Source organism: Chryseobacterium aurantiacum (assembly GCF_003020585.1).
Taxonomy (GTDB): Bacteria; Bacteroidota; Bacteroidia; order Flavobacteriales; family Weeksellaceae; genus Chryseobacterium; species Chryseobacterium aurantiacum.
The window spans coordinates 942,552-955,781 of sequence record NZ_PXUE01000001.1; the positions used below are offsets into that span (position 1 = coordinate 942,552).

Below are 13,230 nucleotides of genomic sequence, written 5' to 3' on the forward strand. Positions count from 1 at the left end.
TAGACTATGACAACACAAGAATTTATAGGAAAAGAAAATTTCACCATTCATACACAGACGGTTTCAGAAAGCTGCCCGTCCAATATTGCCCTCATTAAATATTGGGGAAAATATGAGAACCAGATTCCTGCAAACCCAAGTATCAGTTATACTTTAAACCATTGTAAAACCAATACTACAATGGAATTTTTAGCAGATGAATCTTTTTCTGTTCAGACTTTTCTGGCGGGAAATGAAGAAGTGAAGTTTGCTGAAAAAATAGAAAAATATTTCAAAAATATCGAGCAATATCTTCCGTGGATATTGAAAGGAAAATACATCATCAGAACAGAAAATACATTCCCGCACAGTTCAGGAATTGCCAGTTCTGCATCAGGATTCGGAGCGATTGCCAAATGTCTGATGGCTTTGGATGAAACATTTACAGGGAAAAACTCTGATGAAGAGTCTCTGAGAAAAGCTTCATTTTTAGCAAGGCTGGGAAGTGGAAGTGCTTGTAGAAGCTTATATAATGGACTTGTGGTTTGGGGAGAAACTGATGAGGTTAACGGAAGTTCAGATCTTTTTGCGGTACCATATCCTGACACGGAAATTCATGAGGTATTCAAGATTTTTAATGACTGGGTTCTATTGATTCATGAAGGACAAAAAAGCGTTTCTTCAACCGTAGGACATGGCTTGATGAATACCAATCCATATGCAGAAAGAAGATTTCAGGAAGCAAGAGAAAATTTTGTTCCCATGAAGGATATTCTGAAGTCGGGGAACATGGAGCAATTTATCAAATTGGTGGAACATGAAGCGCTCACTCTTCATGCGATGATGATGATGAGTGATCCGGCCTTTATTCTGATGAAGACAGGAACATTGGAAGTCATCAATAAAATCTGGGATTTTAGAAGAGAAACAGGACTGCCATTATTCTTTACCTTGGATGCAGGAGCTAATGTTCACCTTCTCTTCCCAAGTAATGGTTCTGAAGAGAAGATCAAAGCATTTATCGAAGCAGAATTATTACAGCACACTCAAAAGAATGGAGTAGTGAAGGATATGATGAGATTTTAAATAAAAATAAATATTCAATAGAAGTGGGCCTTACTTAGCCCACTTTTTTTAATCCTCAGTAACAACAGTTTCCCGTTCCCCATCTTCTTTTTTTCCTTCTTCTATCATGATTTCGGCCTCTGCTTTCTCTTCAGAAGTCGCTGTTTCTATAAGCTCTTCCTGTTCATCATTATGGTGATCTATGAAAAACTCACAATATACCGGGAGGTGATCTGAACCGAAATTCTCCAATGTCTTCAGCTGTTTAATAAAAATATCTTCACTGTGAAACATCAGATCGATAGGAAACCTTAAAAGACGGTATTTCGCATGAAAGGTAGAAACAAAAGAATGCCCCATTCTCGGATCTATCAGATGACTGGTTTTTCGGAAAAGCACAGATGATCTTGACCATGCAACATTATTAAAATCTCCTACTACAATAACAGGTTTTTTGATGTCTTTTACACATTTGGCTGTGCTTAGAAGGTCGCCATCTCTTTCCTTGGATGTTTCTTCTTCCGTAGGACTTGGCGGCGGCGGGTGAACTCCAAAGAAAACGAAAGAAAAACCATCAGCTGTTTTCATATGTACCTCAATACTTGGAATATCATCAGCTACGAAATAATGAGTCTTTGCTTCTTTGATTTCAATTCTGGAATAGAAATGCATGCCGTAAGTATTTTCAAGGGTCACCTTATGCTGGTAACCGTATTCTTTTTCTAAAATCCTCATTGCTTTTTCCCAGGCACTATTGCTTTCCATAGTCATGAAAAAATCAGGATTATGCTTTTTAACAAGCCCAATGAACTTCTCATATTCTTTATTGAACTGATAAACATTAGCTGAAATAAAATGTAGTTTATCGGAAGATTTGTGATGCTGTCTGTGCTTCTTTACAGGATAGAAACGGGTATATTTGATAAGAGTATGGCTATGATAAACAAACAAGACCAGCAGAAGACTCTGGTAATACCATACATATTCTTTAGAGTTGGTAAAAAAGCCTAATAGGAAGGTGAAAAGGATAAGATAAGTAACCTGTATTTTAGCAAATTCCGGAACCCTGAATATCCAGTGAGAATGCTGAATTTTTGGCAGTATTGTCATGACCAGAAGGAGTATGGCCAAAGTCAGATAAATAATCCACATATAAAAGCTATGAAATAATTTTGATCACAATTTAAGAAAAATGATTTTTAAAATTTGTTAATCAATTTAAATTTTATTTTATCTATTTTTATTTATCTAAATCTATTCTATGAATAAAATTATAGCACTGTTGCTGCTGATCAGTATTTCAGCTTTCGGTCAGCAGAATAAAGATATTGAAAAACCGATCCGTAACTTGTTCCTTGGTATGAAAAATGCTGATACGGAATTGATAAAATCAGCTTTTGCAGATAATGCGGTTCTTCAAACCATTACAAAAGATGGTACTGTAAAAAGTGATAGCATACAGGATTTTGTAGCTTCTGTTTCTAAGTTTTCAAAAGATGATCTGGAAGAAAGAATTATAATAGAAGCCATTCATACGGATGGAGGTCTGGCAAGCGTTTTTACATCTTATTCTTTTTATCTGAAAGGAAAGTTCTCACATTGTGGGGCCAACAGTTTTCAATTGGTAAAACAGAATGAGGAGTGGAAAATTCAGTACATTATTGATACCAGAAGAAAGGACAATTGCAAAGAAATAAAATAATAAAAATCTGATTATTAAAAAATACAATGAAGATTCATCATATTGCCATTATCTGTTCAGATTATGCTGTTTCAAAGAAATTTTATACAGAAATTCTAGACCTGAATATCATTCGTGAAGTATATCGTGAAGAAAGACAATCCTACAAGCTTGATCTGGCTATCGGAGATCATTATGTGATTGAACTGTTTTCTTTTCCTAATCCTCCACAACGTCCGTCACGCCCAGAAGCATGTGGTTTAAGACACCTTGCTTTCTCCGTTGAAAATGTTACGGAAAAAAGAAATGAACTGATAGAAAAAGGTTTAAACTGCGAAGAAGTCCGAATAGACGAATTCACCGGAAAAGAATTTTTCTTTACCCAGGATCCTGATCAGTTACCATTGGAGTTTTATGAAATGTAAATTAGTGTGCGTATCCTGCAAAAAAGCTTACCGCCATAATCGCTAAAACAATTGAGGAAATGACTACATATACGTAGTCTTTTTCTTTTAAATACCCTATTAAAGCAAAGATAATCCTCATCAAAGGAGTGAAAATCAATAAAAGGATTCCCAGTTGGATAATGCCCATTCCTTCTCCCTTGGATAAAGAGTCCCAAAACTGGCCCCATACTTTTTCAGAAGAATTGCCTACAACAAGGTTGGTGTATTTTTTAGGCATTTCAAAACCTTCAGTAAATAACTTGATAAAGCCAATAAATGAAGTGGCTACAGAAAGAATAACCCCCAATCTCAGAAGATTTCCTACGGAACGGTTCAGATCTACATCTGTAAAATTCTTTTTCATTATCTGAAGCTTTTGTTGATACCGTTATACATCATGTAAATTGACAGAATGGTGATGACAATAGCAAAAAATACTTTTAGCTTTTTTGTCTTGGAAACCATTAGCGTTTTCGAACCAATGAAACTTCCTATTACAACACCTATTACTACAGGTGCAGCAATTACCGGGATAATCTCGCCTCTTTGAAAGTAGATCAATGCACTGGCTACTGCAGTTACCCCAATCATAAAGTTACTGGTTGTTGTAGAAACTTTAAATGGCAGTTTCATCATATTATCCATGGCCAATACCTTCAATGCTCCGGAACCGATACCTAAAAGTCCGGACATGGCTCCTGCAAACATCATCATCAAAAATCCGGGAACCGTATTTCTTGCAGAGTAGCTTTTTAAAACTCCTTTATCAGGAAAAGTTCCGTAAAGCTTCAGTTTTTCCTCCAGACTTCCTTTTATTAAAGGTTCCTGATGATCAGGCTTTCCTTTAAGGTTTAAAATAACCGTGAGAAGAAGAATACTTGCAAAAATAATTCCGATGGTATTAGGGTTAAGCATTCCTGAAACTAAGGCTCCCACAATAGCTCCTGCGGTAGTAGCTATCTCGAGGAACATTCCGATCCTCATATTGGTAAAACCTTCTTTTACGAAAGCTACAGCTGCTCCCGAAGAAGTACCGATTACAGAGATAAGGGAAGCGCCGATGGCATAATGCATTGGAACACCAAAACCCAGCGTTAATAGAGGAATGATAATAACTCCACCTCCTAAACCCGTAAGTGACCCTAAAAGACCTGCGGAAATAGCGCCAAGGAAGAGTATAATGATTTCTGACATACTACAATTAATGCTACAAATATAAAATTATTGTAGTAGTCTGCCAAACATTTGAAAAAGATAAATTTAACGTATTTTTGTATGCATGAAAAGTGAAATGAAATTATTTTATATTATTCTTGGGGCAACCCCTAAAGGAAGAAATATAGAGCAGCATGATGTGTTTTTCGGCATTGCAGAGAACCTTAAGGATCTGGTTCCTGATATGAAAGACTTCTGGAAAGAAGCAGAAGGAAAGATTCACCTTGATTGTTATCAGGAAGTGAAATTTGCAGATGGATATGAGGTAAAGATTGTAGAAAAGGGCGAGAAAACATCGGAGGAACAATTGTACTTTCTTAATCTGGGAGGGTACAAAAGAGGGTTTTTCGAAGAATTCCATGAGCAGCACTTGATGGTTGGTCAAACAATGGGAGAGATCGTGAAAAGAGCAAGAGCTACCGAATTTTATCAGACTATGGGATTTGAGGGAGCGGTAAGCCATATTGATGACAAACATGGGGTAGATATTGATGATATTTTCAATGTAAGTGATATTCTTCCGGAAAAAATGAAAGAAAAGTATTCTATTGTTCTTCAGAAATCCGATGCTGAAAATCAGGAGAACCCAATGGGACTTGGATACTTAAAAATTGATAAAATTCAATAAGAAATAAATCTAATAAAAATAAAAAATGAAAATAGGAATTCTGGGTGGCGGACAGCTGGGAAGAATGTTGATACAAAGTGCATTGAAGTATGATGATGAGTTTTATACACTGGATCCGGCTTCTGATGCACCATGCCATAACATTTCTTACTTTACGCAGGGAAATTTCAATGATTATGAAACGGTTTTGAACTTTGGAAAAGATAAAGACGTTGTTACCATTGAAATAGAACACGTAAATGCTGATGCGTTGGCTGAACTCGAAAAACAGGGAATTCGTGTGGTTCCTAATGCCAATACCATTAAAACCATTCAGCAGAAGATTCTTCAGAAAGAATTTTATAAAAATCATGATATTCCAAGTCCGGAATTTCAGGTGGTGTGGAATAGTGATGAAAAGATTATCATGCCATTACCTTTCGTTCAAAAAATGAATACGGGAGGTTATGACGGAAAAGGAGTACAGGTGATCAAAACGGAAGATGACTATCAAAACCTATGGAAAGAGGCTTCTGTGATTGAAAGTCTGGTAGATATTGACAAGGAACTTTCCGTAATTGTTGCCAGAAATGAAAGAGGAGAAACCAATACTTTTCCGGTAACTGAAATGGTTGCAGATCCCAAACTTAATTTGTTAGATTTCAATGTTTGCCCGGTTCTTCTTACGGAGGATGTTCAACAGCAGATTGACTCTATTACAGAGAAGTTTTTAAGTACCATAAACTCTCCTGGACTTTTTGCCATCGAATTGTTCCTTGATAAAGAAGGAAAAGTCTGGGTAAACGAAACAGCTCCAAGACTTCACAATTCTGGGCACCAGAGCCAGGAAGGAAATACAAACTCTCAGTTTGAGCAGATGTACCGTGTGGTAAAGAATCTTCCTTTGGCAGATACGGACGCCATTACCTACAGTGGAATGCTGAACTTGGTAGGCGCAGAGGGATATGAAGGAAAAGTAGTGTATGAAGGGATGGATGAGGTTCTTCAATTACCGGAGACTTATATTCATTTATACGGAAAAACAGAAACCAAACCGGGAAGAAAAATGGGGCACATTAATGTGTTGGCAGATTCCAGAGAAGAGCTTATGGAAAAGCTTGTCATGGTGAAAGGAATGGTGAGGGTTATTGCAGAATAATTAACTCAAAATATAAGACGCGGCCTATTTCAAACATTGAAATAGGCCGCTTTTATTCTTATACTTTTTAAGTCTGCTACTACTTAAAAAGGCATCTTTACAACTCTTCCCTTATATTCTCCTTTTACAATTTTAAAAAGGGCTACATAGCCACCGGCACCGTCAGAGTTGAGCATGGTGATATACAAGGTGTCATTTTTACGATCAAAATAACAGTTGGTATATTCATTACTGACATTAAAGAGGTTTTCAATTTCTTTGCCGGGAATTTTAATCTTCCTATCCCCAATTTGTACTATGATTGATTGGTAGTGGGTTTGAGGAATTGTTCCATCAGTTCCCCATATTGGCTGACCTTTATATTGATCTTCAATTTTTTGACCACTATAATCTGAAGAAGAAAAGAACTTTTTATTTTCCTTATAATTGAACTTTTCAGAGAGGATATCTACCTTAATATTTCCGGATTTAAAAACAGCCTTGTTTTCATCACGTACCACTGGCGCTACCTTTTCATAAGATTCTATAAATTTCAGTCTTGAACTGTGAATATATCCGTTTGTTTTTTCATTATAGTCTACGTTGAGCCAGTCAGTGTTGGGCTGATCAGATTCAAAAGTATAGACAATCTCATCCGAATTGATCTTTCCTGTAATCTTACTTTTTGCATCTCCGTTTTCCCTTACATTCACATAGCCGTCCTTGTCCACAATCTTTGCAAATTGGGCAAAGGATAATGGTGCGCTCAGAGTAGCTGTGAGAAGAAATATCTTTATTTTTTTCAATGTTGTTTGATATGAATTTTAATTGGAATAAAAATGCCGGTTATTATTTGAAAATTTTCTGAATCACGTTTCCAATTTCCACAAAATCTCCGTGGTTTCCTACAGATCGTATTTCGGGACTATTTTTGTCATATTCCGAGAATGGGAAAATCAGAAGGTAATTATTATCGTTCAGGTTTCTGTTCAATAATTCAGGAATAAGTCTCATTCGTGGAATATAGGACTGCATCCCTCGTTTTGCCATGAAAATAATCAAAGCTTCATCATCTTTCAGCTGGGCAGCAGTTCTTTCACCATCCTGCCAAGTATTCATAATGATAAATTCCGCTTCTATATTTGCTTTTTTAATGATCTTTTGGAGGATGTCCAAAATGTTTTCAGGCGCATAAAAAACTACCGTCGCTCCGGAATTTCGGGCAATGTTCCAAACCCTTAAAAGCGCATGGAAGAATCCTGCTTCCTTATGTGCGTTCTCAGGAATCATTACAGCGTACCTTTTAATGGTAGAAAGAGGCTGGGCAGCATGGTATACCAATACATTTACATCATCATTCTGAAGATAGCCGTTGTACAGATTATAAATGAAAGAAGGAGAGAATCCTTTTTCATCTTCCAGACCAATAATAAGATCTGTGATATTTTGTTCTTTTATGACATTATTTACCCCGTTGATGACGTCATTATCATATCTTTTAAGAGCCTGTAGTTTTACATCAGCTGCAGCCGCGGCATCCGTTGCCTGGTGAAGAAGTTTCTCTGCGTTTTTAACGGATGACTCGTTTTTATCTTCATTAATGACATTTAAAGCAAATAAATCCTCCGTATTGGAATGGGCTTTTATCAGAATTCCTAAATTGACCATTCTTTCAATTGTTTCCTCATGATTGATGGCCAAAAGGATGTTTTCTTCCTCGTGGCTGTTTCCGGAAACAGTATCTTCATTATCGGCCTCTGCAATTTTTTGAGCGCTGGCCATTGAAATAAAGGAGGAGATGGTACATGAAATAAGAATCAGTAAAATACTTCCGTTCAGAACGTGTTCATTCAATAATCTTACAGGTTCTCCTGTTTCAGTTTCAGAAAGAATAATATTATAACCTACCATTACGGAAGCCAGTGTGGCAGCAGCAGAAGCAGAGCTTAATCCGAAGATTAGTTTTCCTTCTTCTTTGGTTAGTCTGAAGGTCTTTTGGGTAGCCATTGCAGAAATATATTTTCCTCCAATGGAAGCTACAAGCATAATTCCGGCTACCTCAAGAGTTTCCCAGCTTTTAAAGAATACCTTAAAATCAATCAGCATTCCTACGCTGATCAGAAAGAACGGAATAAAAATAGCATTTCCTACAAATTCTACCCTGTTCATCAGAGAAGAAGTATGAGGAATAAGCCTGTTTAAAGCCAATCCTGCAAAGAATGCTCCGATGATGGCTTCTACACCTGCCAGTTCGGCAAGCATGGCTGCAAGATAAATCATCACCAATACAAAAATATATTGTGAAATCTTGTCATCAACCCTTTTGAAAAACCAACGCCCTATAATAGGAAAAACAATCAAGACAATCAGTGCAAAGACAATAAAGGAAACAGAGAGCTTAACCCAAAATTCTGTTCCTACATCTCCCTGAGACATTCCTACAATGATGGCAAGCACCAATAAGGCAAGAATATCTGTAATCATGGTTCCTCCAACCGTAATATTTACTGCTTTATTTTTTGCAATTCCCAACTTACTCACCAATGGATAAGCAATAAGGGTATGGGATGAAAAAAGGCTGGCAAATAATATAGAAGTCAGCATAGAGAAATGAAGAAGATAATACCCGCCTAAATATCCCAGTACAAAAGGGACTATAAAGGTATATATACCAAAGGTGAGACTTTTCCATTTATTCTTTTTAAAATCACCCATATCAATCTCCAGTCCGGCCAGAAACATGATATAAAGAAGTCCCGTGGTTCCGGTAACTACAATACTGCTGTCTCTGGATAATACATTAAAACCATTGGGACCAATAATGGCTCCGGCAATAATAAGTCCCAGCAGATGCGGAACTTTAATTTTATTTAGTAATAGGGGAGCAGCAAGGATGATAATCAGTACCAACAGGAACTTTAGTACCGGATCTTCGATAGGAAGACTCAGATTATGTATACTCAGTAAAATCATAGGTGTTTATTTTGTGGAACGTACTAATTCAACAGAGAACTTGGCCGTACAGCCATCAGTGGTAACCGTTCTGGTCCCCTTGATCTTGTTGTCGGAAATATCATTAAGAAGAACATTCATTTCTACATTTTTTTTGGCTGTAGAATCGGTCTTGAAAGAAAGTTTGATCTCATTATTTTCAAACTTTCCGGAGTATAACCTTACCAGATTGTTATTGTTGATAATTTTGGTGATGGGCTGGGTAGAATCATTATCGAATTCCCAAAGGTCTGTCCGTTGATCACCTATTGCATAATCACTGCAATTAGATTCTGTACAGATTACCTTTCCATTCCAGGCTCCGGAAATTTCTGTTGGCCAAACCGCAACTTTCACCGAATCCTTTTTTGTGAAGATACTGTCTCTCATTTTCAGGAGTGACTGGTACTCGGATTCTTTTTTAGCAAATATCTTTTCTTTCTCCAATAATTGTTTCTCTCTGTCTGTCAGATTCTTCTCCTTTTCTTTGTAATCACAGCTTACCAAAAGAAAGGAACTTGTAAGAAAGATGAAAAATGTGTTTTTTAGCATATCGTGTAGGTTGAGTATACAATATAGGAAAAAAATGACGGTGAGACAAATTACAAATGCGTAAACCGGTTGTCCGATTCATGATCTCTCACCTTGGTAAGGCAGAAATTCCAGAAGATAATAGCCATCGAATTTTTAATTTTTAAACCTCATAATAAGACCAAAATAATCCCAAACTAGAAATGGAAACGAGTTGAAAATCTTAGATTTTTGTTCTTTATAGTCATCAAGCTTATTACTTAAAAAACATACGCGTTATATCTTTACTTACAATAAAGAATCTTTTTATTGTACTGCTTTCTGCTTTTTAAACATTTCAGGTTTGTAATTGATGATAAATACTCCACAAATAATCAAGGCTGCTGCCAAAATAAACTTGACAGAGATAGGTTCATCCATAATCAGCCAACCCAAAAATATGGCAATAATGGTATTAATGTAAGCAAGGATAGAAACCTGTACCGGAGAGATCTTTGTTAAGGCATAATGGAATGCAAAAAAAGCTGCTACAGAACCAAAAATAGAAAGATACAGCATTGCAGAGATGCTTTTCAGTGTCCAGTTTCCGAAATTATAATTTTCTGAAAACAGAAACGCAAAAATAACCTGAACAACTCCCGCGAACAAAAATTGATAAAATAAATTAAGAGTGATATTACCGCTCTGAATATTTAATTTTTTGGTGAAGATTGTTCCGGACGCCCAACCCGAAATAGCACAAAAAAGAAAAAGCATTCCTGTTCTGTAATCAGGATTAGCCAGATCTTTAAGTCCGTCCCAAAAAACAAAAAGCACACCGCTAAAGCATATCAGGACACCAACCAGGGCACGAAGACTGAATTTTTGTAAACCAATGGCAAGACTCCCGAGAAAAACTAAAATAGGAGCACAAGCACTGATGAGTGAAGCCAGGCTGCTGGTTACACTTTCTTCGGCTACCGTAACCATTCCGTTGGCTATAATAAGCATAAGGGAAGAAAAAATGATCTGATATTTTAGATTTTTCCAGCCAATCCATTTGAATTCATTTCTTGAAAGAAGAACGAACAGCATGATGACAGATGCAAAAAGCTGACGAATTCCGGCAACAAACCATGCAGGGATAGTTTCTACGGCAATACGGATGGCTAAAAATGTAGTTCCCCAGACAATGGCAACAGTAAGAACGGCAAAAATAAGTTTATAATCTTTCAAGGAAATCGTGGTGTAATGGGCAAATTTACCTGTTTTAAAATAAATAAAAAGGATGCAGTTGCTTTAATTTTTACAGGTACAGATTCAAATTATGAATTTATATCTCGTTACTAAATGTGTCAATTGATTATTTGAATCTGTTATTTTATTTTGATTTATATTTTAAACTTTTAGACTAAATTTTAGGGACAGGTTTAAATTTTTTATCTTTGAACATCTAATAAAATTGAAGATGGTAGGAATTATTATGGGCAGTCAGAGTGATCTGCCAATTATGGAACAGGCTGCAAACTTCCTGAAAAGTCTGGATATCCCATATGAATTGACTGTAGTTTCAGCACACAGAACACCAGAAAGAATGTTCGATTATGCAAAGACAGCTCATGAAAGAGGCTTAAAGGTAATTGTTGCCGGAGCAGGAGGAGCGGCACATCTTCCGGGAATGGTGGCAAGCTGTACAACACTTCCGGTAATCGGGGTGCCCATTTTGTCCAGTAATTCTATTGACGGATGGGATTCTGTACTATCAATTCTTCAGATGCCTGGGGGAATTCCTGTGGCAACAGTGGCTTTGAACGGAGCATTGAATGCAGGAATTTTGGCTGCTAAGATTATAGGAAGTGGTAATGAAGAAGTGGCCGGAAAACTTCAAAAGTACCAGGATTCTTTAAAAGATAAAGTACTGGGAACGGTAGATGATATTAAAAACCAGCATCCTAATTATTTCGACAAATAGTTGTAAAGCTTAAAAATAAAAGCCTCACTGGTTACGGTGAGGCTTTCTTATTTTTATTTTTTGATGAATTTAAAATTGTAGTTTTTATCTTTTGTACTTATCTGAATAATATAGTTGCCCTTTGCTAAAGACTGTACATTGATAAAATCTTTCGATAGGTTTTCCCTAAGAATAATTCTGCCACTTGCATCAAGAATACTATAACTTTTCATATTAGATAAATTTTTGAATTGAATAACATCATCCACAGGATTAGGGAAAATAGAGGGCTGATGCTGGTCTAATGAACTTTCATGGGTTCCTAAACGATCACATTCAACAGCGGTATCTCCGGTGAAAATCCAGTTTTTGATGTTGAGTAGTGTATTTCTTGCATTTACGGTATAAGTATCTCCGGAGTAAGTAAGCGGGGCTACGCTAAAAAGGTTGATATTATTGGGTGTATTGAGATTATGTGCCCATCCATATAGAGTAGTACTGTAATTGAAACAATCTATTCCAGTACCTCTTATCATTCCGTTTGCACTTATTAATGAATTCAGGTTCCAGGTCTTTAGTGTCTGATTGAATTTAGAAGCTTCTGAAAACATGGTGTTCATGTCTGTAACCTTGCTTACATCCCATAGATCCAGAGGTTGGTTAAATTCTGCGGCAAAATGGAACATGTGGCTCATATCCGTTACATTAGAAGTGTTCCAGGATTTTAAAGATTGGTTGAAATTGGGAATGAGGTGAAACATAAAAGCCATATTCTTAACCTGAGAAGTATCCCATTGATCAAGTGGCTGGTTGAAAAGGTTACATTCTGCAAAGGTGTAAGCCATTGTGGTAACCTTAGAAGTATCCCAGCCATTCAGATCCTGATTAAAGGCCTTTCTTTTCATAAACATATAGCTGATGTCTTCTGCTGCTGACGTATCCCATAAACCAATATTGGGATTGAAATTGTCTGTAAATAAAAAAGTATTGTTTGAATAGGCAAACATATATTTAAAAATCTTAATGTGAGAGGTATCCCAGTTTTCCATTGAAGTGTTGGACTGTAAAGAAAATGCGTTGTAAAACATTAAGGTGACATCTGTAACATTTGACAAATCGGGAGAATCTGTTGCTGTTACAGTAAGCTGACCACATTGTGAAAATGCACTTTTCATGGTAGTCCATTGGATATTTCCCCATTGTTCTACTTCTATGATTTTGTCTGCACTTCCTATTGCTTTCATGGTAGGAGAGTCGAAATACTGAGTGGTTAAAAACGTATCATCAGAAAATTTTATTTGCTTAAAAACTCCATTTCCATTGGATACTTTAACTCTGTAAGTTGCCTCCGTGGCGTTGGGATTCAGGGATGTTCCAAAATCTATTAATACAGATGCCGTAGAAGTTACATTGGGCATTGTACCGTTGTGCTGAGGATAGCCAATTTCTTCCCAGTTTATCAAATAATTATCTCCAATTCCCGGAAACCATATCTGATTTTCACCAAGTGCAGTTGGAAATTGCGGATTGCTTAATGGTAATTGCGAGGTATTGTTGGGTTTCCAGATGGTAATGAATTCGTTCTGGGCCTTGGTTATCTGGAATGTGATGAAGAAAATAATAAATGGTAAAAGTTTTTTATACATA

At 36.6% G+C, this 13,230-nt stretch carries 14 protein-coding genes; 6 read left to right on the top strand and 8 right to left on the bottom strand.

Annotation, left to right across the window (positions count from 1 at the left end; genetic code table 11):
* The first annotated feature begins 6 nt into the window (after positions 1–6).
* Positions 7–1,065, top strand: coding sequence for a diphosphomevalonate/mevalonate 3,5-bisphosphate decarboxylase family protein (locus C7D53_RS04270; RefSeq protein ID WP_106915127.1), 1,059 nt, complete (start codon positions 7–9; stop codon positions 1,063–1,065).
* A 48-nt stretch (positions 1,066–1,113) separates the two neighbouring features.
* Here C7D53_RS04270 and C7D53_RS04275 read toward each other — a convergent pair whose 3' ends face one another.
* Positions 1,114–2,154: an endonuclease/exonuclease/phosphatase family protein gene (locus C7D53_RS04275; protein ID WP_228422172.1), complete on the bottom strand. Its 1,041-nt coding sequence runs from the start codon at positions 2,152–2,154 to the stop codon at positions 1,114–1,116.
* A 151-nt stretch (positions 2,155–2,305) separates the two neighbouring features.
* Here C7D53_RS04275 and C7D53_RS04280 point away from each other — a divergent pair, with 151 nt between their 5' ends.
* Complete coding sequence (locus C7D53_RS04280; protein ID WP_106915129.1) at positions 2,306–2,746, top strand: nuclear transport factor 2 family protein; 441 nt, start codon at positions 2,306–2,308, stop codon at positions 2,744–2,746.
* Positions 2,747–2,772: 26 nt separating this feature from the next.
* The gene (gene gloA2 / locus C7D53_RS04285) at positions 2,773–3,150 is read left to right on the top strand and encodes an SMU1112c/YaeR family gloxylase I-like metalloprotein (RefSeq protein ID WP_106915130.1); all 378 of its coding nucleotides are present in this window, start codon (positions 2,773–2,775) and stop codon (positions 3,148–3,150) included.
* 1 nt (position 3,151) lies between these two features.
* On the opposite strand, the gene C7D53_RS04290 is transcribed toward gloA2, so the two are convergent.
* Together C7D53_RS04290 and C7D53_RS04295 are read right to left on the bottom strand one after the other, a co-directional pair.
* A complete protein-coding gene (locus C7D53_RS04290; protein ID WP_076352345.1) occupies positions 3,152–3,535 on the bottom strand; it encodes a DUF1634 domain-containing protein in 384 nt (127 codons plus the stop codon).
* On the bottom strand, positions 3,535–4,365 hold the full coding sequence (locus C7D53_RS04295) for a sulfite exporter TauE/SafE family protein (protein WP_106915131.1): 831 nt from the start codon (positions 4,363–4,365) through the stop codon (positions 3,535–3,537). The genes C7D53_RS04290 and C7D53_RS04295 overlap by 1 nt, the downstream gene beginning before the upstream one ends.
* 97 nt (positions 4,366–4,462) lie before the next feature.
* Here C7D53_RS04295 and C7D53_RS04300 point away from each other — a divergent pair, with 97 nt between their 5' ends.
* Both C7D53_RS04300 and C7D53_RS04305 read left to right on the top strand, forming a co-directional pair.
* On the top strand, positions 4,463–5,014 hold the full coding sequence (locus C7D53_RS04300; protein WP_106915568.1) for a DUF1543 domain-containing protein: 552 nt from the start codon (positions 4,463–4,465) through the stop codon (positions 5,012–5,014).
* Positions 5,015–5,039: 25 nt separating this feature from the next.
* Complete coding sequence (locus C7D53_RS04305) at positions 5,040–6,152, top strand: 5-(carboxyamino)imidazole ribonucleotide synthase (protein ID WP_106915132.1); 1,113 nt, start codon at positions 5,040–5,042, stop codon at positions 6,150–6,152.
* Between the two features lie 83 nt (positions 6,153–6,235).
* On the opposite strand, the gene C7D53_RS04310 is transcribed toward C7D53_RS04305, so the two are convergent.
* The 4 genes from C7D53_RS04310 to C7D53_RS04325 all read right to left on the bottom strand — a co-directional run bounded on the left by C7D53_RS04310 (position 6,236) and on the right by C7D53_RS04325 (position 10,868).
* The gene (locus C7D53_RS04310; RefSeq protein WP_106915133.1) at positions 6,236–6,937 is read right to left on the bottom strand and encodes a DUF2147 domain-containing protein; all 702 of its coding nucleotides are present in this window, start codon (positions 6,935–6,937) and stop codon (positions 6,236–6,238) included.
* A 43-nt stretch (positions 6,938–6,980) separates the two neighbouring features.
* Positions 6,981–9,104 carry a cation:proton antiporter gene (locus tag C7D53_RS04315; protein ID WP_106915134.1) on the bottom strand — a complete coding sequence of 708 codons (2,124 nt, stop codon included), beginning with the start codon at positions 9,102–9,104 and terminating at the stop codon, positions 6,981–6,983.
* 6 nt (positions 9,105–9,110) lie between these two features.
* Positions 9,111–9,674: a hypothetical protein gene (locus tag C7D53_RS04320; RefSeq protein ID WP_106915135.1), complete on the bottom strand. Its 564-nt coding sequence runs from the start codon at positions 9,672–9,674 to the stop codon at positions 9,111–9,113.
* Positions 9,675–9,959: 285 nt separating this feature from the next.
* On the bottom strand, positions 9,960–10,868 hold the full coding sequence (locus tag C7D53_RS04325) for a DMT family transporter (protein ID WP_106915136.1): 909 nt from the start codon (positions 10,866–10,868) through the stop codon (positions 9,960–9,962).
* A 232-nt stretch (positions 10,869–11,100) separates the two neighbouring features.
* Between C7D53_RS04325 and purE the strand changes: the two genes are divergently transcribed.
* Positions 11,101–11,604 carry a 5-(carboxyamino)imidazole ribonucleotide mutase gene (purE, locus tag C7D53_RS04330; RefSeq protein WP_106915137.1) on the top strand — a complete coding sequence of 168 codons (504 nt, stop codon included), beginning with the start codon at positions 11,101–11,103 and terminating at the stop codon, positions 11,602–11,604.
* Between the two features lie 53 nt (positions 11,605–11,657).
* Here purE and C7D53_RS04335 read toward each other — a convergent pair whose 3' ends face one another.
* Complete coding sequence (locus C7D53_RS04335) at positions 11,658–13,229, bottom strand: BspA family leucine-rich repeat surface protein (protein WP_106915138.1); 1,572 nt, start codon at positions 13,227–13,229, stop codon at positions 11,658–11,660.
* Between the last annotated feature and the right edge of the window lies 1 nt (position 13,230).